This is a genomic window from Steroidobacter sp., from assembly GCF_036406195.1.
Taxonomy (GTDB): domain Bacteria; phylum Pseudomonadota; class Gammaproteobacteria; order Steroidobacterales; family Steroidobacteraceae; genus Steroidobacter.
The window spans coordinates 149620-171268 of record NZ_DASWVW010000061.1 but is presented as its reverse complement, the minus strand read 5'-3'; the positions used below and the strand labels follow the sequence as shown (position 1 = coordinate 171268).

Annotated in this window: 16 protein-coding genes; 5 read left to right on the top strand and 11 right to left on the bottom strand. The window is 63.1% G+C overall.

Going from position 1 to position 21649, the window contains the following annotated elements; translation table 11 throughout:
* The first annotated feature begins 43 nt into the window (after window positions 1-43).
* From VGE08_RS24395 to VGE08_RS24385, 3 genes are all read left to right on the top strand, one after another.
* Window positions 44-1297: a serine hydrolase domain-containing protein gene (locus VGE08_RS24395; RefSeq protein ID WP_331070540.1), complete on the top strand. Its 1254-nt coding sequence runs from the start codon at window positions 44-46 to the stop codon at window positions 1295-1297.
* Window positions 1298-1363: 66 nt separating this feature from the next.
* On the top strand, window positions 1364-2050 hold the full coding sequence (locus tag VGE08_RS24390) for a heavy metal response regulator transcription factor (protein ID WP_331070539.1): 687 nt from the start codon (window positions 1364-1366) through the stop codon (window positions 2048-2050).
* A complete protein-coding gene (locus VGE08_RS24385; RefSeq protein WP_331070538.1) occupies window positions 2047-3408 on the top strand; it encodes a heavy metal sensor histidine kinase in 1362 nt (453 codons plus the stop codon). Before VGE08_RS24390 ends, VGE08_RS24385 begins: the two co-directional genes overlap by 4 nt.
* Here the strand turns inward: VGE08_RS24385 and VGE08_RS24380 are convergent, their stop codons facing one another.
* The 4 genes from VGE08_RS24380 to VGE08_RS24365 form a co-directional block, all read right to left on the bottom strand.
* A complete protein-coding gene (locus VGE08_RS24380; RefSeq protein ID WP_331070537.1) occupies window positions 3409-5094 on the bottom strand; it encodes a phosphate ABC transporter substrate-binding/OmpA family protein in 1686 nt (561 codons plus the stop codon). It lies immediately after the preceding gene.
* A 160-nt stretch (window positions 5095-5254) separates the two neighbouring features.
* Complete coding sequence (locus VGE08_RS24375; RefSeq protein ID WP_331070536.1) at window positions 5255-6115, bottom strand: hypothetical protein; 861 nt, start codon at window positions 6113-6115, stop codon at window positions 5255-5257.
* Complete coding sequence (locus VGE08_RS24370) at window positions 6112-7767, bottom strand: AAA family ATPase (protein ID WP_331070535.1); 1656 nt, start codon at window positions 7765-7767, stop codon at window positions 6112-6114. The genes VGE08_RS24375 and VGE08_RS24370 overlap by 4 nt, the downstream gene beginning before the upstream one ends.
* A 15-nt stretch (window positions 7768-7782) precedes the next feature.
* On the bottom strand, window positions 7783-8520 hold the full coding sequence (locus VGE08_RS24365) for a PspA/IM30 family protein (RefSeq protein WP_331070534.1): 738 nt from the start codon (window positions 8518-8520) through the stop codon (window positions 7783-7785).
* Window positions 8521-8679: 159 nt separating this feature from the next.
* On the opposite strand from VGE08_RS24365, the gene VGE08_RS24360 reads away from it, so the two are divergent.
* Window positions 8680-9576 carry an acyl-CoA thioesterase II gene (locus VGE08_RS24360; RefSeq protein ID WP_331070533.1) on the top strand — a complete coding sequence of 299 codons (897 nt, stop codon included), beginning with the start codon at window positions 8680-8682 and terminating at the stop codon, window positions 9574-9576.
* Window positions 9577-9585: 9 nt separating this feature from the next.
* Here the strand turns inward: VGE08_RS24360 and VGE08_RS24355 are convergent, their stop codons facing one another.
* The 5 genes from VGE08_RS24355 to VGE08_RS24335 all read right to left on the bottom strand — a co-directional run bounded on the left by VGE08_RS24355 (window position 9586) and on the right by VGE08_RS24335 (window position 17331).
* Window positions 9586-10446, bottom strand: a complete 861-nt coding sequence (locus tag VGE08_RS24355; protein WP_331070532.1) for a pseudouridine synthase — start codon at window positions 10444-10446, stop codon at window positions 9586-9588.
* Window positions 10447-10569: 123 nt separating this feature from the next.
* On the bottom strand, window positions 10570-12330 hold the full coding sequence (locus VGE08_RS24350) for a hybrid sensor histidine kinase/response regulator (RefSeq protein ID WP_331070531.1): 1761 nt from the start codon (window positions 12328-12330) through the stop codon (window positions 10570-10572).
* 30 nt (window positions 12331-12360) lie between these two features.
* Window positions 12361-12993 (bottom strand): response regulator transcription factor, encoded by a 633-nt coding sequence (locus VGE08_RS24345; protein WP_331070530.1) that lies wholly within the window; start codon window positions 12991-12993, stop codon window positions 12361-12363.
* Window positions 12994-13095: 102 nt separating this feature from the next.
* On the bottom strand, window positions 13096-14502 hold the full coding sequence (locus VGE08_RS24340) for a tetratricopeptide repeat protein (RefSeq protein ID WP_331070529.1): 1407 nt from the start codon (window positions 14500-14502) through the stop codon (window positions 13096-13098).
* Between the two features lie 93 nt (window positions 14503-14595).
* Complete coding sequence (locus VGE08_RS24335) at window positions 14596-17331, bottom strand: tetratricopeptide repeat protein (protein WP_331070528.1); 2736 nt, start codon at window positions 17329-17331, stop codon at window positions 14596-14598.
* A 343-nt stretch (window positions 17332-17674) separates the two neighbouring features.
* Between VGE08_RS24335 and VGE08_RS24330 the strand changes: the two genes are divergently transcribed.
* A complete protein-coding gene (locus VGE08_RS24330; protein WP_331070527.1) occupies window positions 17675-18766 on the top strand; it encodes a Gfo/Idh/MocA family oxidoreductase in 1092 nt (363 codons plus the stop codon).
* A 6-nt stretch (window positions 18767-18772) separates the two neighbouring features.
* Here the strand turns inward: VGE08_RS24330 and VGE08_RS24325 are convergent, their stop codons facing one another.
* A complete protein-coding gene (locus tag VGE08_RS24325) occupies window positions 18773-20290 on the bottom strand; it encodes a DHA2 family efflux MFS transporter permease subunit (RefSeq protein ID WP_349258799.1) in 1518 nt (505 codons plus the stop codon).
* Window positions 20291-20377: 87 nt separating this feature from the next.
* Entirely contained in the window at window positions 20378-21643 is a 1266-nt protein-coding gene (locus VGE08_RS24320; RefSeq protein WP_331070525.1) for an HlyD family efflux transporter periplasmic adaptor subunit, read from the bottom strand.
* Window positions 21644-21649 lie beyond the last annotated feature (6 nt).

The window sequence follows — 21649 nt, the reverse complement described above, 5'->3', positions numbered from 1 at the left end:
ACACTCGCGGCCTCATTGGATGATGAAAGGATGAGGGGAGTACATGAAGCTCGCGCGTCGTTTGTTTTGCTCCGTGTTGCTCGCGTGTGTCGTCGGCAGCGTGGCAGCGGCCGATCTCGACAGCGCCCGTCCCGAAAGCGTCGGCATGTCGTCGCAGCGGCTCGGCCGCTTCACCGCCGAGATGAAGTCCAGGGTCGACAGCGGCGAGTTGCCGGGCTTCGTGACCATGGTGGCCAGGAAGGGCAAGGTCGTGCACTTCGAAGCCGCGGGCAAGCGCGAGCTCGAAGGCGGCTCGCCGATCCGCAAGGACACCATCTTTCGCATCTATTCCATGACCAAGCCGCTCACCGGCGTGGCCATGATGATCCTGTTCGAGCAGGGCAAGTGGCGGCTGAACGATCCGGTGTCCAAGCACATTCCCGAGCTGGCCGATCTGAAAGTCGCCAAGGTCGATCCGGCGAGCGGTCAAGTCAGCACCGTCCCGGCCGATCATCCAATGACCATGCGCGAGCTGATGTCGCACTCCGGCGGCTTCACCTATGGCCTGTTCGGCGACACCGCGGTGGACCGGCAGTACATGGAACAACAAGTGCTCGATCTGTCGCAGCCCATGCAGGTCATGATCGACAAGCTCGGCAAATTGCCGCTGCTGTTCCAGCCCGGCGAACGCTGGCACTACAGCGTAGCGGTGGACGTGCAGGGCTACCTGGTGGAGAAGCTGTCCGGACAGTCTTTTCCCGACTTCCTGCAGCAACATGTGTTCGGGCCGCTGCAGATGGTGGACACCGCGTTCTACGTGCCGCCGGAAAAGATGGATCGCTTTGCCGAGTTCTACTTCCGCCACAAGGACGGCAAGACGATCAAGCATCCGAACGTCACTGACTACACCAAGCCGCCGGTGTTTGCGTCGGGCGGCGGCGGGTTGGTGTCCACCGCGAGCGACTACATGCGTTTCTGTCAGATGCTGTTGAACGGGGGCGTGCTCGATGGGCGGCGCATTCTGTCGCCACTCACCGTGAATCTGATGCGCACCAACATGCTGCCGGAGCAGGCACGCACGCTCGCGCCCGGCGTCGGTTTCGGCCTGGACTTCGCGGTGGTGGAAGATCCAGTGGCGGCGGGTGGCTATTTCGGCAAGGGCACGTATTCCTGGGCCGGCTACGCCGGGACCTGGTTCTGGATCGATCCCGTTTACGAACTGATCGTGGTCGGCATGATTCAGCAGCGAGGCGATGACATGCTCGAACTGCGCGGGGTGTCCTACCCGCTGATCTACCAGGCCATCGTCGAGCAATAGCGCGGCCTGACAGCGTCAGCTGGGGGTCAGCTTGCAGTGACGGCCGCCGGTGGCCCATAAAGCATCATGAAAGTTCTGATCGTAGAAGACGAGCCCAAGACTGCCGACTACCTGGAGCGCGGACTGCGAGAGCAGGGCTATGTCGTGGACGTGGCTCGCGATGGTCTCGATGGCCAGCACATGGCGCTGGAGTCCGAGTACGATGTGATCGTGCTGGACGTGATGCTGCCAGGCGCTGATGGCTTCTCCGTGCTGCACGCTTTACGCGAACGCCGCCAGACACCGGTAATCATGCTGACGGCGCGGGATCGCGTCGACGATCGCGTGCGTGGCTTGCGTGAGGGCGCGGATGATTATCTGGTCAAGCCGTTCTCGTTCCTTGAATTGGTGGCGCGGCTACAGGCGCTCACGCGTCGCAGCCGTGGCCAGGAAGCCATGCAGTTGCGCATCGCTGACCTGCAGATCGACCTGCTGGCCCGCAAGGCGTGGCGCAATGGCCAACGCCTGGATCTCACGGCCAAGGAGTTTGCGCTGCTCGCGGCGCTGGCTCGCCGCAAGGGCGAAATCCTGTCCAAGACCACTATCGCCGAGCTGGTGTGGGACGTGAACTTCGACAGCGACACCAATGTCGTCGAGGTTGCTGTGAAGCGATTGCGCAGCAAGCTCGACGATCCGTTCAAGCCCACGCTGTTGCATACGGTGCGCGGCATGGGTTACGTGCTCGAAGTGCGTGACCAGCACGAGGAAGCATGAAACTCTCCATCAGTCAGCGGCTCGCCACCATGTTCGCTGCCGCCAGCTTCGTCACGCTGGCGGTGCTGAGTTTTGCCGTGCATGGACTGCTGGAGCGCGAGCTGGGCCGGCATCAGTCGAACGAGTTGCAGGCTCGCTGGGAAATGTACAAGCCCATCATCATGCGCAACCAGGACGCGAGGTACTGGGACCACGTGCAGATGAAGTTCGACAATTCCATCTCCGAGAACAATCGCGTGAGTCTGTGGGTGCTGAGCGAGGACACTCGCTTCCGCTACGGCTCGGGGCTCAGCCCCGAGCAGATGCGTTCCGTGGGCGCGGCAGGATTCGGGCAGATCCTGTTGCCGCAACACGAAGCGCCCTTGAAGACCTACTCGGAGGAGATCGAAGGCCGCGGCGAGCGGCCGCCGGTGCGTCTGATGGTGGGCATCGATTCGACCCCGTTCGTGGAAACATTGCGCGCGTTCACGGTCGGTCTGATCGCATTGACTGTGGTCGGTGCGCTGGGCTCGGCCGCGTTGGGGTATTACATCGCTCGCGTCGGCATGCGGCCGATTGCCCGGCTTTCGGGCGAAGCGCGCAAGCTGTCGCCCGGCGATTTGTCGCGCCGATTGCAGACTGACACGCTGGCGCCGGAACTTTCGCAGCTTGCTGATTCTTTCAACGGCGCGCTGGCGAGGCTCGAGGCGGCGTACCAGCAGCTCGAAGCCTTCAACGCGGATGTAGCGCACGAGTTGCGCACGCCGCTGGGCAACTTGATCGGGCAAACACAGGTCACGTTATCACGCGAGCGCAATACCACGGAACTAAAAGAAGCGCTGCACTCTAATCTGGAGGATCTCGAACGGCTGCGTGCCATTGTCAACGACATGCTGTTCCTGGCTCGCGCGGATCGTGGAGAGCGCGCGCCAAACCGGGTCGAGGTGTCGATCGCGCAGGAAGTGACTCACGCCGTCGAGTATCTGGAGCTCATCTTCGAGGAAGCCGGTGTAACCGTGCGAATCGACGGCGATGCGCAGGCCAGTATCGAGACTTCTCTGTTTCGGCGCGCTGTGACGAACTTGTTACAGAACGCCGTCCAGCACGCCCCGCGCGGTGCCGAGATTGTCGTGCATGTTCTGCAGCAGCCGGGCGCGATCCGCGTCTCGGTGCAGAACGTCGGACCCGGTATCGCGCGGGAGCACCTTTCCAGGCTGTTCGACCGCTTCTATCGCGTCGACAGCTCGCGTAGCGGCAGCCGTGAGAATCACGGACTTGGGCTTGCCATCGTCCGCGCCGTCGCGGCCATGCATGGCGGCACCGTTTTCGCCGAGAGCGACAGCGGTGCCACCACCATCGGTTTCACCGTGGCCGCTTGATCACTCCAGCGTAAACCACTGCACTTCGACGCGGCGGTTCAGGTCGCTATCGGGACCGGCAGGCTCTTCCCAACCGCGGCCGACGACTTCGATGCGCGACGCATCGATATCCTCGTGACGTGCACGCAGGGCTTCGCTGACGGCCAGAGCGCGCTGGCGAGACAGTTCCATTGCCTTGAGCGCCATGCTCTTCACCAGCTGTTCGCCACCCTGATCGCGGAACTCATTGACGCGGGCGTTATCGACGTGGCCGCGCAGCAGGACCATCGAACCAGGGCTGACTTGCAGGAAACGCTTGATCGTATCCAGATACTCCAGGTTCTGAGCCGCGGTCTTGTCGAGCGCGGCCGAGTTCGGTTCGAAGAAGAAACGGATGTCCTTGCTCAGCAAAGGATCGCCTTCGAGCGTGGCCTGCGTGGAGCTGCGGATCGGCGCGATGGCGATCTTCTGATCGGCGAACGAGCCCTTCTTGGCCAGCGCATCGAGCGCGCTCGTGTCGGCGAAGCGCGAGGGGTCGGTGGGATTGCGAATCACGTTGCCGTACGCCAGCACCGACGATTGAAAGATGCCGCCGAACGAGCCGGCCGAGTCGATGGTGCCCGCGAAGAAGGCGCGGTTCTCCGGAAGGTTGGATAGGTGCACGCGCGATAGCTCATCGCGAGCATCCGCTTCGCTCCAGCCGAATGCTTTGGCAACGATGCCGATGTTTGCGGCCTGCTGGTCGCGCAGGCGCCGGTTGCCTTCGAGGATGCCATGCACGAGGCCACGCACCTTGTCCGGATTCGCCCGGGCGAAGCCGCCGTTGACAGCGAGCACGTCGGCGATGACCAGCAGGTTACGGTTGGAGACGAGCACTTTTGCGGCGCCATTCGAGCTCTCGACGACTTCGTCCGTACGAGGCGTCCAGCCAACGCAGCCGTTCAGCCGCTGCGAACGGGTCAGCTCGTGAGCGTACGCGTCGCAAGCGACGAACGCGTCTTCGTAGAAGACGAGCCCGAGCTCACTGGAGGAGGGCTTGGAGTCGAGGTCGCGCAGTACGGTGACGGGCACGCCGGCTTCCTGCGCCAGATAACGAATGAAAAACTCGCTCTCGTTGAACTGCGAGGCGGCGAGGGTTTTGCCGGCGAGATCGTTGATGGATGTGATGCCCCGATCGACGACCACCATGTCGGCGCCACGCGAGTAGCCGATCTGCAGGGGTACGACAGCATCGAATTGCCGGCCGAGCACGGCGAGGGCGTCGGTTGTAGTGGCGATGGCGGCGAGCCGGCCGTTGTTCAATGCGGACCAGGTTTCGCTTTCGCTGCGCGTGATCTCGACCTTGAAGCCGTATTCCTTGGCGAAGAAGGAGTCGGGATTGGGTTCGAGGCCGCCATTGGCGACGATCAGGCCGCCGTAGCCGGCGTACTCGCTGATGTCGATTTGCAGAATGCCGTCCTTGGGGGTGTAGGTGGCGGCGGCTTCGAGTGGCGGAGCGCCGGTCACGGGTTCGATGGGTGCAGGGGCGTCGGCATCGTTTGATGTTTGTGCAGAAGAGGTGCCGGACTGGGTGGACGAGTCGGCGCTGTCCGAGCCTTTGTTGCCCAGCCAGAGATAGACGCCCAGGCCGATGATGCCGAGCAACAGCACTAGTGTGATGAGGTTGCCGGCGGCAGAGCCGCGGTAATGTTTCTTTGCAGTGCTCATGGGAGTGCTCACTGTTTGTCCTGGCTCAACTTGGGAGGCTGCTCAAAAGCGTTGGTGGGTTGCGGAGGCTGGTGGCTTGTTGGGCCAAGAGCGTCGGTGGTATGCGGAGGCTGCGCCGAACGCGCGATGGCAGCTTTCTCCCTTGCCAAACCTGCTCTCCTCACTGCACCACCCTCTCACGCTTACGTCTACGTGGAGCCGGCGAGCGCCGCTGCAGCAACTCTTCAGGCGGCGGCTCATCCGTAAGCCCTTCCAACCCAGCAAACAACTCCCGCTGATCTCTCAACCACCGATTCGCCTCGTTCAAAGAGGCTGACAACGCGTCAAGCGTAGACGCCACGCTATGCTCATCCGTAGCAAGCAGCGCCTGCTCGCGCACAAGCGAAACCTGTTGTCGCGGGCGTTCAAGCTCAGCATCGATGATCTCGCGGCGGCGCTGGGCATCGGCGTGCCCAGCGCGGCGAGAGCGCAGGACTTCCAGTTGCTGTTCCAGACTGCGCTTCAACTCGTCCCCGAGCCCGTCTTCGGACAGACGATCAATGACGCGACGTTCCTGATCTTCGAGCGCGCGCTTGTCGCGCTCGGCGGAGGTGATCACTTGGAGAATGGATGCGCGGGCGGCGAGCAGCTTCAAGTGAAGCCACGCCATTTGCCGCACATCGCTTTTCTGCATCTCGGTTGCGCCGGTGCGCGACAGAAGATCGACGATCTCACGTGCCTGAGCCTCGATGGCTTCCTGGCGCTGGCGGGCATCTTCATCCAATTGATAAGTGAGAGCGTTGTATCGCGTCACCCAGTCGTCACCTTTGCCGCCAGCATCCACGGTGGCGCGAAAGCGCGAGTTGCGTGACAGCGCCCAGAGATAAAGGCCTTCCAGTCCCACGCCGATGAGCCACAGGCCCGGGTTCACGAACGCGCCAAGCAGTGCGAAGGCGGCGATGCCGAACCAGTTCGGCGGAATGGGCATGCCGAAAGGACGCGCATTGAAAGCGGCGGCGATGTAGGAGCGTGAGCCGCTCATGGGGTAGTCGTATGCTCGGCGTACTTGCGGAACGCCGGCGGTACGAACGCGAGATCGGTGGCTTCTCTGATCGAGATGCGCATCTGGAATTCGAGGACATCCGCTGGCACGGGATTCTGATAACCCACCAGACACGCTTCCACCGCCGCGCGCGGTTCGAGATTCTCGGTGCGGACGCGACGATAAGCTTTTACGACCAGAGCTTCGGCAGCGCCGGGCGTTAGTAACAACGGCACGCGCGGTTGAATCGCAGCGAGATCCGCGTCGCTCAGTTGCAGCCCGTAACGTCTGGCGAGGGCGCCGATCAGGGCTGCACTCTCGTCAGCAGTGCTGGTCGGCAGCAATGGGACTTTCACATCGACGCGCCCCGGGCGCTTCAAGTCGACCTCGATCAGGTCGGGCCGGGACGAGGCCAGAATCCACAGCACGCGGCCACGATTCGAGCTATCCGACATTTCCTGCGCGATCATCGAATACAAACGTCCCGACAGGCCGCTGTCACCGCTGCCGGAGTCGCGACGGCCGAGGGTTTGGTCAGCTTCGTCGATGAACACCATGCAACGGCCGAGCGCGCGGATCAGCCGGAAGATTTTTTCGAGATTGCCTTCGCTGGAGCCGACCCAGCGATCGCGGAAGTTCTTGAGCTTGACCACCGGCACACCGGCCTCGCCCGCGAGACATTCGACCAGGAAGGTCTTGCCGGTGCCCACCGGGCCGCACAGCAGATATCCCATGGGCAGGGCTTTGAGATCGCCGGCCTGCCACAGCTTGATGTCCTGACGCAGCCAGGTCTTGAGCGCCTCCTGGCCGTGATACGCGTCGAGAGTACGAGCGGACTCGATGAACTCGACCAGTCCCGAGGAATCGCGCTCCACCAGCTCTTTCTTGATGCGTGTGAGGTCGGCGCCGCTGAGCGCCTGGCCGGAGTGATCGCGAACTTTCACGAGACTTTCCAGCGCGGTCAGCGTGACACCGACCAGCGCTCCGCCGATCTGTGCGAGATCTGCATCGGCGGCGAATGCTTTCGGTTCCTGGGTCCGTAGCAGTGTCAATGCGCGCTCGATCTCCGCCGCATCCGGCAGTGGTACGCGAATGCGTGAAGCATGCGTGCTGAAGGCCACCAGCGGCTCGACATCGTTGAGATTGTCGGCGATCAGGATGCTGGTGAAAGGAAGATCGGTGAACGGCGACTCCGATGACCACTCGCGTAACACATGCGTGAGGCTGCCATGCTCGAAGCCGGCGCCGTCTGCGGGCACGATGTGATCGACACCCCGCAAGATGACCGCGACGTGTTCCTTGACCTCGCGGCCCAGCGCTCGCAGGTTCCCGAGATAGCGCAGGTAACGGCTGATGTATTGGAGCGCAGGCTGCGGTTCGCGCGGCAATGCTCTCAGGTCCGCGCCACCCCATTTTTCCACCAGGTCGCCGCCGCGCTCGATGGTGAGCCCATTGCCGAGATCGTACGAGAGCACGATCTGAAAGCTCGAGAGCAGGTGACGCTGGAGATATCCGGTGAGCCCGACGAGCTGCGCGCCCACGGCGATTCGATCGTGCACGTTGCCGTACAGGATGAATTGACCGTGTGCGCCGCTCTCATAAGCGAGCGCGAGCTCGTTGGCCCAGGCCGGTGCGCCACGCGGTGCAGGCATCGTGGCCGCCGCTGATCAAGATTCCGACTGCGCGCCCATCGTGCGGGTGGCGGGCGCGGGTGTGCCGCTGCCTTCGATGGAGATGCCCTCGCGAGCCGCGAAATCGGCGAGCGCCTGATCGGCCAACGCATTCATTTCCGCTTCCTGTACTTCGACGCCGGACATATCGACCGAGTCCTTGGCGACGCGGGCGCGGCCGGCGGCCTTGGTGCGCTCTTCTTCCACCATCTCATGCAGCCGGTTGAGCGTGTCGCCCGAGCCGCCGATGCTGCTGATCATGCCGGACGCCATCTCGTGAATCTCGGCCATGGCCTGGTTCATGCGCATGTCGTTGATCGCGCCCTTCAAGCCTTCGATCTTGGCGCGCGCACTCTGCACGGCCACGTCGCGGGCCTTGATCAGGTTCTTGTAGGTGCCTTCGGCCTGCTCGAGCTGCTTGCGGTTTTCTTCCAGCTGCGTCTCGATGGTTTGTAGCCGCAAGGCGTACTGACCGGCAGCGGATTTGTTGCCGGCACGCAGGTGCGCGGTGGTCTTGGCGCGCAGGTCCCTCTGTTCCGATTCCAGCTTGCGGACCTGGCCCATGATCCGCTCGCACAGCCCGGCGTGCGTCGCCAGGCCCTGATTGAAGTTCGCGATCTGCTTACGGAGATTCTCCTGCTCCAGCTCCAGCAGCGCCTCCGGGTTGCGCTTCTCGAGGCCCGAGATGAAGAGGGAAAAGAAGCCTTTGATCAGGTTTCCAAGGCGGCTGAACATGCATCCCTCCGGGTCGGCGGACCGTGACAAGTGCGCAAAGCCTAACGAAATTCACCGGTGGCGAGTAGCTATCGGGGGTGGGTGGCCGGCGGCTGCCGGTGAGCGACCGGCCGATACCGGTGAGGGCGGGGGCGAGACGGCTGTTATACACTGCGCGTCATGGCCAATTCGATCTCGCCGCCCCCGGCTCCCAAGTCCCTGAGCGAAGTGCTGGAGCTGGAACAACTCGACACCAATCTGTTTCGCAGCCGGGTCAACCAGATCAACGTCAATCGCACGCTGTTCGGCGGACAGATCCTGGGACAGGGCCTCAAGGCCGCTACGCAGACCGTGGCGCCCGACCGCGTCTGTCATTCCCTTCACGGTTACTTCCTGCTGGGCGGCGCGAGCGACATCCCGGTCATCTACGACGTCGAATTGACGCGCGATGGCGGCAGCTTCTCGACGCGACGTGTCGTGGCACGGCAGCGATCGCGACCGATTTTCCATATGGAGCTGTCGTTCCATCGGGCGGAGGAGGGGCTGCGTCACGAGGTCTCGGTCAGCGGCGATGTGCCTGATCCGGAAGACCTGATGGACGTGCGTCAGCTGCTGGAGAAATTCGGCGATCGCCTGCCGGAGGGCGCCACGGCGCTGGCTTCGCAGGAGGCCATCATCGAATTGCGCCCGGTGAATCCGGAGATGTTCATGCTGCGCAAGCAGCCGTTGCAGCGGGCGCAGTACTGGATTCGTTCGGCCTCGCCGCTGCCCGATGATCCGCTGACGCATCGGGCCGGGCTGGCCTATCTCTCTGACTACTTCCTGGTGTCGACCGCGCTGTTGAAACATCCGGCGGCGACGAGCTCCACGAAAGTGATGATGGCCAGTCTCGACCACGCGATGTGGTTCCACAGTCCGCCGCGCGCCGATGAGTGGATTCTGATCGAGGCCGTCAGTCCGTTCGCAGGCGGCGCCCGTGGCTTGACGCGTGCCGAGATGTTCGATCGCAACCGCAAGCTGGTGGCGTCGGTCGCGCAGGAAGGCTTGCTGCGCCTGCTGGACAAGCCGGCCGGCTGACTACCCCAGTCAATCGCCCAGCACGGCGGCTCGCAGCTTCTCTACATCCTTCTTGCCGAGCAGCTTGGCCTGACCCGGCTTCAGATCGCCCGCGCGCAGCGGGCCGATCGCGACTCGTTCCAGCTCGCGCACTTTCAAGCCGACGCGCGCCAGCATGCGGCGGATCTCTCGATTCTGACCTTCACGCAGGGTCACGCTGAGCATGGTGCGATCGCCGCGTGCGCGATCGACGAAACGTTTGATGATGCGAACGGATTCCATCGAGGCGCGCTTCGAAGTCTTCGTGCCGTCCATTGCCGGATTGACCAGATACATGCCGGCCCGCAATTTCTTGAGCTGCTCATCGCTGGCGAGCCCCGAGGTCAGTACGCGATATTCCTTGGCGATGCCGAACTTCGGATGGGTGAGCTGATAGGCGAGCTCGCCATCGTTGGTGATCAACAGCAGGCCGGTGGAATCGCTATCCAGGCGGCCGACCGGAAACAATCGTTCATCGCGCCGTAACGAAACGGGGACGAGATCCAGCACATTGCGCCGGCCCTCGGGGTCGCTGGTGGTGGTGATGACTCCCTTGGGCTTGTTGATCAGGACATAGATCAACGAACGCGGCCGGGTCGCAGCCTTGGATTCGCCGGCCTGGCCGGCACTGTCTTCGGGCACCGGCAACTCGATCACTTCGTCATCGAGCTCGACCACGTCGGTGGTTGGGGACACGAAGCAGGGCAGGGTGGTCACCACTCGCCCGTTAACTTTGACGCGACCCGCGGCGATCATCTCCTCGCAATCGCGCCGCGCACCGAGGCCTGCATCGGCCATGGCTTTTTGAAGTCTCACGCCCTTCGGGGCGGAGGCGGCTGGAGGCTTGGGCATGAGGCTGAAACCTTGCAGGGACCTTTGTTGCGACGGCGCGCAGCTTACACGGAATCCCGCGCAAGGCCGCCAGACGATGGCGCAAATGGTACCTGTCGGCGGAACTTCAACCGCTGTAGTCCGTCAGGCGCGCTGTTTCTTGGCGAATTCGTGATTGAGCAGGGCGCGCAGGCGCACTGCTTTCAGTGGCTTGTGCATCATCGTCAGGCCGGCGGCGCTGACCTTCCGTAGCTGCTCCGCGGCCGTGTCGCCCGAAATCAGAACGGCGGGAACATCACCCAATTTCGCGCGCAGCTCGCGAATCGCGTCGATGCCGTTGCGATCGCCGCGCAGGCGCAGGTCGGCGATGATGAAATCCGGCACGCGGCCGTTCATGCTGCTCAACGCCTCCTCGGCGTCCACCGCCGTGATGCACTTGCAGCCCCAGCTTTCCAGCAGGCTCTGCATGCCCAGCCGCACCGACTCTTCGTCATCGATGACCATGATGAGCTTGCCGCCGATCAGGTTCGGCACCTTCTGCTCGATGGTCGCGGCGCCGGAGTGAATCTTGTTGGGATCGGCCAGCGGCACTTCGAGACTGAAGCGCGTGCCGCGCCGGATGATGGAGCGCAGCGTCAGCGGATGATCGAGCAAATGCACGATACGGCGCACGGTCGCCAAGCCCAGTCCCAAGCCGCGCGAGCGGTCGCGCGACGGATTGTTCAACTGATAGAACTCTTCGAAAATGCGCTCGTGCTGTTCGGCGGGAATCCCCATGCCCGAATCCCACACTTCGATGCTCACACTGCTGCGGCGTTTGCGGCACGCGACGATCACGCCGCCTTTCTCGGTATAGCGGATCGCGTTCGCTACCAGGTTGGAGAGCACACGAAACAGCAGCGTCGGGTCGGTGAACAACACGGCTCGCGAGCGGCGCACGACCAGCTCGAGCCCCTTGTCTTCGGCGGGCACGGCGAAGGTGCTGCGCAGACGGTCGAGCACCAGGTTGGCCGGCACGATTTCTTTCTTGACCTCGACCTGGCCGGCGTCGAGCCGGGAAATATCCAGCAGGTTGTCGAACAGCTGCTCCAGCGATTCGGTGGCCTGCAGGATCTGGTCGATCATGCGCCGGCCATGCTCGTCGACCTTGCCATTGCGCAACGCCGTGGCGAACAGACCCAGTGAGTGCAACGGCTGGCGCAAGTCGTGATTGGCGGCGGCGAAGAACAGCGACTTGGAACGGCTGGCCGCTTCGGCGCGGGCGCGCGCCTGGTCGGCTAACGCATATTGCTGTTGCAACTGGCCGACGAGTTGCTCGTTCTCGTAACGCAGGCGGATCTGCGCCACCAGGGCGCGCGCCTGGCGCTCACCGAACAACAACAAGTAACCGAGCACCGCGAACCACATCACGCCCAAGGCGGCGTTGCCGTAACCACCGAGCGAGATGTAACGCAGCGCCAACAATCCGAACACGGGCGCAGTGAACGAATGCAATGCCGGAGGGAAATGGGCGTGAGTAATGACGCTGATGGTCGCTCGACCGGCCAGACACGCTGCGATCAAGGCGAGCGTCAAAGACTGATCGGCAGCGACGAGCACGAACGATGAAGAGCCCCACACCACGCCGGCGATGCCGGAGAGCGCGGCGAAGCGCCAGCCCCATCGGCCTGATGCGGTAGCACGATCGTTGCTGCCTTGATACCAGGTCGTGAGCGCGAGCATGCCGACCTGCACGAGCAGCGCCGCGATCGACCAACCGATGATTCTGGTGTGCGAGGTATGCGGCCAGGTGATGACGGCAATCATCGCCACCATCAGCACTGCTGAGCCGGAGACGGCTAGCGCATTGCCATACAACATTTCCACGCGCTGCTGCTCAACGCGTCGCAACAGTGCGGCGTCCATGGCGAGCGTGCTAGTTGTTGGAGAAGCGAATCAGCGGGCGTTCGCGTAGGCCGGCGTCGACGGCAGGAAGCCCCGCTTCTGCGCGACCAGCACTGCCTGCGTGCGATTGCGAACGTTGAGCGCTTCGAACACCGCGCTCACGTGAGCCTTCACTGTCCGCTCGGCAACATCCAGGGACCGCGCGATCTCTTTGTTGGAGAAACCGCGGCCCAGCATGCTGATGACTTCCAGCTGACGCAGCGTGAGGCCGTTGGGCTGGGCTGCCGCGGCGAGATTGGTCGTCTCGGGCACGAACACTTCACCGTTGAGCACCTTGCGAATGGCAGTGATCATCTCGTCGGCGGTGAACGATTTGGGAATGAAACCGGAAGCGCCCGCGGCCACCGCGCGCGCCGCGACGGCTTGCTGCTCGTCGCCGGAAATCATGATGCAGGCCGTGGTCGGGAAGCGCTCGCCGATCACCTTGAGCGCATTGAAACCATCGTCGCCCTTGAGGTGGATGTCGAGCAGCACCAGGCCGATGTCGCCATCCTGTTGCAGGGCCTGCAGCGCCTCGGGCAACGAGGACACACTCAACACGCCGGCATCCAGATTGCTCTGCTCGAGCACCGCGTGGAAACCGGCGCGAAACAACGGATGGTCATCGACGATGAGGATTTTCATATGTCTGCTCCCCGAATACCCCAGATGCCGGCATACGGCGGTCCCTGCCCGGACCCGGGTATGTAGCCCCCGATCCATCCCGACGGCCATCGTACGTGTGGGCTAGGGGCGCGGCAATGCCCCTTTGGTGCAGTGCTCATCCCCGCCCGCGGCCTCGAGCCAGCCCAGAATCAGCCGGGCCGCCGCGCTGTCGGCACCTCGCGAGGCGACCACGACCGGGTAAGCCTTCGCCAGCCGTTCCCGGGCTTCGGATGACGAATTGTCGAGCAGATACAGGGCCCTGCCCAATATCGCACTGGTGATCGCGTATTCCACACTGCGTTCACCGAGCTCTGTTTCCCAGACCGGCAAGGCGGCACGGGCCAAGGTTCGGGCTTCCTCGGCGCCGCCCTTGATCTCGACCAGGCAGCGCGCCAGCCAGGCCTGGGCTTCGCCGATAAAGGCATGCCGGGCAGGCAGGGTGCCAGTGGCCACATTGTGTTCATAGATGGCCAGTGCCGCTCGAAACGACTCGGCTGCGCCTGCGAAGTCGCACAGGTCGTACGTGACGCGGCCCAGGCGAGCATGGTCATTACCCAGATAAGGGTGCTGCTTGCCGCGCACTTCCTCGTCGAGGGCGATGGCATCGCGCAAGACCTGTTGCGCTCCGGCCGTATCGCCCAACGCTCGCAGTACCGAGCCGAGATTGGCCAATGCATCGATGCCGTCAGGGTGCCGTGGCCGCTGCACATCCTCGCGGATGATGCGGATCGCTTCCTTCATGTCGAGCTTGGCTTCTTCGAGTTTGTTCTGGCTCGCTTTGACGGTAGCGAAATTGAGCAGGTGCATGGCGTACTTGAGATGCCGGTCGCCGACCTGGCGGCGATCCAGGTCCAGCACCTTCGTATAAATGGCCGCCGCTCGCTCGTAGTTGCCGCGCACCTGTTGCACTCTGCCCAGAGCGTCCATCAGCCGGGTGACATTGGGATCGGTGCATTCCAGATGCAGCGCTTCGAGAATATTGAGGCCACTCTGCGCCGATTGTTCCGCGGCCGCGAACTGGCCCAGTTGCAATTGGATGACCGCCAGCTCGTTCAGATCGAGCGCCACGGGCAAGCTGTCACCACCGTACACACGGCTGTTGATCGCCAGTGCCTTGCGGAGATCTGTCTCGGCGGCCGTGGCATCGCCCGATTGGCGTAGCACACACGCGTGACTCCTGAGTGACAGGGCGGTCTCGGGATGATCCTCGCCGTAGAAGTCGCGCCGGATCTGCAATGCTTTGGCAATGAATTTCTTGCCGTCGGCGACGCGGCCGCGATGTAACAACGCCAGCCCGATCGAATCCAGCAGGGTGCCGGCCTGTTCAGGTTGATCTTGCAGGTCGAGCTGCAACGATCCTTGATGATCTTCCTTGCCGCCGCCGTTCAGCATCAGCAGCGCCACGCTATCGGTGCCGCAAGTCTTGGGCAGGAGGGCCGAGATATCCCGGGGCAGGCACTTCGAGTCGTCCGCGATCAAGATGAACATGGAGAACCTCCCTGATGATTCGAAGCTCGAATGATCGGCACGCAAGCAAGCGCGCGAATACTAAGCACGCGCGGCGCGGCTGTGCCATCGCTCTTACGGCACAGTCGTTGGTTTCTGCTGCAAGCTCGCGAAGAAGTCGCGCGCGGCTTCGGGCCGGCGCTGCTGTTTATAAAGATCCTCGATCCAGCTTCGGACTTCCTGGGTTGATTCGAGATCCGCGGACCGCTGGGAAGCGATCAGGACTCTATAGCTGTTGGTGAGCGCGCTTTCCGCTGCCGCGCTGCGCTTCTGCAATGCCCATATGCGGCCGCGCAAGGCACTCGCTGTCGCATGTTCCGGAGTGTCTTTGCCATAGGTGCTGGCCCATGCATCGATGGCTTCATCGAGCAGCGTCCCGGCCTCGTCCAGTCGCCCTAGTTCGAGCAGCGTTCGTCCCAGCCGCGTCAACGTGGTCGCGACGTAGCCGTGACCCGCGGGCAAGGTGTTTCGATAAATACCCAACGCTTCGCGCAAGTATTTTTCGGCAGCTGCGTAGTCGCGCCGGCGTAGGGCGACCCGCCCGAGGCTCTCGAGATCGTGGCCGACGTAAGCGTGATGGGGGCGCAGCTTGCGGTCGCTCTCCAGCACCGCTTCGAAGATGCCTTGCGCTTCATCCAGACGGCCCTGCTTCATCAGCAAGCGGCCGTAGTTGTTCATCGCATCGATCGTTTCCGGGTGCATGCTGCCGAGCACGCGTTCAGACAAGGCAATGGCTTGTCGATACAGGTGGCCGGCCGCGTTCATGTCCCCTTTGCCCTGCAGGGCCGAGGCCAGATTGTTCAGGTGCCGCGCGTACAAAGGATGGTCTTCGTGCCGCGCCTCTTTATCGATCAGCAGGGCTTCGCGAGCCAGGCGCTCGGCGGTATCGAAATCCTGGCGATCCATGGCGATCAGTGCGAGATTGTCCAGCGGCGCGGCGACTTGCTCGTGAGTCTTGCCCAATCGCGCGACGCGGATATCCAGGCATCGCTGAAACAACTGTTCGGCCTCCGCGAGCTTGCCCTGACGGTGCTCGATGACTCCAAGCTGGCAGAGCGTCCGGGCAGCTTCCAGGCTGTCGATGCCCGCGTGTTTCTGCGCCAGCGCGAGGCTTGCGCGCGCCAATCGCTCCGCTTCCGGCAATTCGCCGCGCTCGCCATGAACACGATTGAGACTGAGCAGGCTGCGGCCGACATCGGCGCTGTCATCGCCAAACGTCGCGCGTCGAATCGACAACGCCTGTTCGATCATTGGTTGCGCTTGATCGAGCTGCCCGAGGCCGAGATACACGTTGCCAATCGTGTCCATCAAGGTAGCTTGCAGCGCGGGCTGGCCACGCAATTCGTTGGTGATACGGCGTGCGCCGGCATCGAGAATTTCTTTTGCCGTAATGTTGTTGCCTCGTGCTCGCGATGGGTCCGCGAGCATGAACGCATCGATGAGAAACTGGGCTACCGCTTCGGCGTTGCTGCGTTCGTTCTCGGCGATCGCGCGCTCTCGCCTGGCCACGTCCCGCTCGCGCTCCACGCGCTTTGATTGAATCAAGGTAGTGACCGAGAAGCCGATCAGCATCACCAGGAACGCGGTCGCGACACCGAGTGCCGCTCCATGCCGTTTTATGAATTTACTGCTGCGATAACTCCATGAGTCGCCGCGGGCCAATACCGGCAGGCCGCGTAGCTGCCGGTCGATATCGGCGCTGAATTGTTCCACCGACGAGTAGCGCCGCTCCGGTTCCTTGCGCATTGCCATCGCGACGATGTTGTCCAGATCGCCACCGAGCTGGCGTTGCAAACGCGCGGGCGTGGTGCCTCGCTGCGTGGCCAACTGCTCGACCGCACTATGATGCGAATCACGCGCGATACGGATGGCCGCGCTGGGACTGGGCGGGGTGTCCTCGCAGATCGCTCGTTCCAGATCTGCCAGACGGTTGCTACGCCGTCGAAAAGGTTTGAATCCGCACAACAACTCGTGCAGCAGTACGCCCAGGACATAAATGTCGCTGGCAGTGGTGATCAGCTCGCCACGAATCTGCTCGGGGCTGGCGTGATCCGGCGTCATCACGCGGAAATCCGCCTGCGTGACCGCCATGGTGTATGCCATCTGCCGATCGTCGAGCCACTTGGCGATGCCGAAGTCGAGCAGCTTGGGCGTGCCGTCGGCGGTCACCAGGATGTTCGAGGGCTTGAGGTCCCGGTGCACGATCAGGTTCTGGTGCGCGCGATGTACGGCCGCGCATACCGATCGAAACAATTTGAGGCGCGCTTCGATGGTCAGGTTGCGGCGGTCGCAGTAGGTATCGATGGGCTCGCCATCGATGTACTCCATGACGATGTAGGGCGTGCCGTCTGCGGTGGTGCCGCCATCGAACAAGCGGGCGATGTTCGGATGATCCAGTGTCGCGAGGATCTGCCGTTCCAGGCGCAGGCGGCCTTGCGCCTGACGCGACAGCAGGCCCCGACGCACCAGCTTGATCGCCACCTTCTGATCGAATTGCGCATCGGCCCGTTCAGCAAGGAACACCTCGCCCATGCCGCCCTCGCCGAGACTGCGCACTACGCGATAGGCACCGATGCGCTGGCCGACGAGAGTGCTGAAGTATTCCCGGTCGGCGGCAGGGTCGAGCCGCTCGGCGCTGCCGAACCAGTCCTGCCGCGAATGAGGGCGGGAGCACAGCTCGGCGACCGCGCTTTCATATAACTCTGGATCGGTCGCACAGGCGTCGCGAAGAAACGGCAGCCGGGCCTCGTCCGGCAACTGTTCCGCTTGGTCGACCAGGGCGACTACGTTGGGTGGGGGCGGCACTGACATTGTCGATGCAGGCAGACTTTGGTCACCTTGCCGGTGCGACAGCGGCTGGGGCACACTCCTCGGCACCCTCTCGTGCGCTGGAGACCAGCATGTATCACACAATGATGTCGGGATCGATGCCCTTAGTGCCACGGGACCATCGCCGAGCCGGCCGTTGCGGCGGCGTGCATCGCCCGGTAGAGCTTTGAGTCATCGGGGCCCGCCAGGGCCCCGGATCGATAGCCAGCAAGCAACCGAAAGCAAACGGCAGCCCGCAGCTTCAGTCGCATGCTCGTCTGGTGGATGGCGCGGTGCGGTTCATGGGGCTAAGCTCGCGCACTCGGCCCAACGGAGTGAAGTGAGCATGCAGGATCTCTCTCGCCGACATTTCATCAAGGGCGCGGCTGCCGCCTCGCTCGCTGCCCCATTCGTCGTTAGCCGCGCGCGGGCGGCCAGTTCTAACAAGAAACTGGGCGTGGCCTTGTGCGGCCTCGGCAGCCTGAGTACCAACCAGATCGCCCCGGCACTGCTGAAGACCGAACATTGCCGCCTGGCCGGCATCATCAGCGGCAGCGACAGCAAGGCCAGTGAATGGCGCAAGAAATACAACCTGCCGGCGCGCAGCGTTTACACCTACGACACCATGCATCGCATGGCCAACAACGACGACATCGACATCGTCTATGTGGTCACTCCCAACGCGCTTCATCTGGAGCACACGCTCGCCGCCGCCAAGGCCGGCAAGCATGTGTACTGCGAAAAGCCGTTGGAGATATCGGTGGAGCGCTGCCAGCAGATGATCGATGCCTGCAAGGCGGCGGGCCGCATGCTGGGCACTGCGTACCGCTGCCGTTTCGAGCCACATCACCTGGAGTGCATTCGTATTGCGCGCGAGCAGGAGCTCGGTCCAGTGCGCATCATCGAAGCGGGTTTTGGTATCGATGTCGGCAGTCCGGATCAATGGCGTCTCAAACATGCGCTGTCCGGCGGCGGTGCGTTGATGGATGTCGGCGTGTACGCGCTGCAGGCGACGCGCTATCTGACTGGCGAAGAGCCGATCTCGGTGACGGCCACCGAGACCAAGACCGATCCGGTGAAGTTCGAGGAAGTCGACGAGACCGTGACCTGGACGGCGCAGTTTCCGAGTGGCGCGACGGCCTACTGCACGGCGAGCTTCAAAGTCGGCGGCATCAAGAATTTCCGGGCCAACTGCGAACGCGGCTGGTTCGAGCTGGACCCGGCTTATTACTACGGCGGCATCAAGGGCTCGCGCAGCGACGGCAAACCGCTGTCGTTTCCTCAGGTCGACATGTTCGCCGCGCAACTCGACGACTTCGCTCGCTGCATCAAGGAAGGGCGGCAGACCATCGTGCCAGGCGAAGAAGGCATGCAGGACGTGAAGATCATGCGAGCCATCTACGGCTCGATCCACACGGGCCGCACCATTCGGATCTGAGCAGCGTCAATCCGCGGCGACGTGAGCCGTACCGGCGGTGGCTGGCCGTCGTGCCAGCCACACCAGCGCTATCATGAACAGCGTGAGCCAGGACGATATCCAGAAGTAGTCCAGCGACGAGAGCAGGTACGCCTGGCCGACCATCTGCTGGTTGAGCGCTGTCAGCGCGGCGCCGTCCGACATGCCCAGCGAGTGCATCTGGTTCAAAGCTTCTTGCATGGGTGCGTCGTACACGCTGGTGCCGGTCGCGAGATGTGCCTGATGGAACGCTTCGCGCCGATCCCAGAACGTGGTCGTGATCGATGTGGCGAAGCTCGCCGCGATAGTACGCAGGAAGATCGCCAGGCCGGAGGCCGCCGGTACGCGCGGCGGCTCGATGCCATCGAGCATGATGGTCAGGATCGCGACGAAGAACGTGCCCATCGCAATGCCCTGGATGAGCTGCGGGATGACGAAGTCCATGACCGCCGCATCGGCGGTCAGCTGCGCACGCATGTAATAAGAGCCAGCAAACGCCGCGAGCGCCAATGCGGTGAGCCAGCGAGCATCCCATTTCGCGAGGAAGCGCGCCGCCAGCGGCGAGACCAGGACTGCAACGACACCACTGGGCGCGGCGAGTAATCCCGCCCATGTCGCCGTATAGCCGAGCTGCGTTTGCATCCATAGCGGCAAGATCACGACGTTGCCGAAGAACACTGCATAGCCGAGCGTCATCGGTATCAGAGCGAAAGTGAAATTGCGGTGCTTGAACAGGGACAGATCGACGATGGGGTGCTTGTCGGTCAGTTCCCAGATCAGCCAGGCAGCGAATCCGATCACGGCGATGAGCGAGAGCACGACGATGAACGGCGAAGAGAACCAGTCCTCGTCCTTGCCCTTGTCCAAGGCGATCTGCAGGGCGCCGACCCAGACGACCAGCAGCGCGATGCCGACCTGATCGACCGGCAGCTTGCGGGTGGGCGTTTCGCGACGACGCAACTGGAACCAGCATACCGCCACGGTGAACAAGCCGATCGGCACATTGATATAAAAGATCCAGGGCCAGGTGGCATTGTCCGAAATCCAGCCGCCCAGCATCGGGCCCATGATGGGCGCGACCAGCGTGGTCATCGACCACAGTGCCAGCGCCAGTCCTTTCCTTGCTGGCGGAAACAGCAGCAACAACAGCGCTTGCGATCCCGGCACCATCGGACCGGACGCGGCGCCTTGCAGGACGCGGAAGAACACCAGCGACGAAAGATTCCAGGCGAGGCCGCACAGTAGTGAAGTCACGGTGAACGCGAGCACCGCGACCACGAACGTGCGCACGATGCCGAACCGCATCATCAGCCAGCCGGTGAGCGGCACGCTGATGCCGTTGGCGACCGCGAACGACGTGATCACCCAGGTGCCTTGATCCGTCGACGCGCCGAGATTGCCGGCAATGGTCGGAATGGAAACATTGGCGACGGTGGTATCCAGCACCTGCATGAACGTGCCGAGCGCCAGCGCCAAGGCGGTCACCCACAGGGCGCCGCCTTGCATGGGCGCCGTCGCCGATGCGTCTGTAGCGTTGGTGCTCACGGAATGTGCCTCAGTGTCGCTCTGCTGGTCGCCGGCTATCGCAGTGGATCAATGGCCGGCCGCGATCCCGTTGGCAGAAAACGATGCCATTTCGGCGCGGCGCTCACGCGGCTGCGTTGTCTGCCGATTGCTCGCGACCGCACTTTTGGTCGCCGGGTTGTTCCGATGAATGATCTCGGCGATACGCTGCTCTACCTTCGGATCCTCGCCGACACTCTGGCGCAGTGGTTGGGGTGTATTGCGAACCTGCGATGCCACCAGCGGGCCTGACGTGTCGCGCACGTCGATCTCCGCATGCATCGACAGCCCGACTCGCAGCGGATTGTTCTTCAACTGCGCCGGATCGAGCGTGATGCGCACCGGCACACGCTGAACGATCTTGATCCAATTGCCTGACGCATTCTGCGCGGGCAGCAGGGCGAAGGCGCTGCCGCTGCCTGCGGCCAGCCCGGCGACCGTGCCGGTGTACTCGACATCGTTACCATAAATGTCCGCGTGCACCGTGACGGGTTGACCGACGCGCACGTTCTTCAGCTGGCTCTCTTTGAAATTCGCGTCGATCCACACGTCATCCAAAGGCACGACTGCGAGCAGTGGCGAGCCGGGACTCACGTGCTGCCCGACTTGTACGCCGCGTTTCGCGACCGTGCCGGTCACGGGCGAACGGATCGTCGTACGTCGCAACGCCAGGGACGCATCGCGAAGACGCGCCGCCGCGGCCAGCACGTTCGGATGATCTTCGATTGTCGTGCCTTCGATCTGGGCGAGGGTCGCGTCGAGCTGGCGTTGCGCCGCCTGGAGCGCCGCACGCGTCTGATCAATCGTGTCCTGTGCGTGTGCGATCTCTTCGCCCGACACCGCGCCATCGGCTACCAGAGCCTGGCGACGTGCATAGTCGCTTTGAGATTTCTTCAGGTCGGTCTCGCGCTCGGAAATCTGAGCGCGCAGTTGATCGGCTTGGGCATGCAGCGCACGAACTTCGCGAACGGTGCGTGCAAGCTCCGCTTCGGCGGCGGCAACGGCGATGTTTGCATCGGCAGGGTCCAGCTCGACCAGAACCTGACCACGCTGCACGGTCTGTGTGTCATCGACGTGAACGCCGAGTACGGCGCCCGACACTTCGCTCGTGATCTGCACGATATCGCTAGCGACGTAAGCGTCGTCAGTGCTCTCGTAGTAGCGCGCCACTGTGAGCCAGTAAGCGGTGTAGCCGATGGCACCGAGCGCGACGACGGCGGCAAGAATCAGCAGGCCTCGCCGGCGGGCGCCGTTGCCGTTCGTGGCGGGAGTGTCATTGGTATTGGGGTCACTCATGGGAGT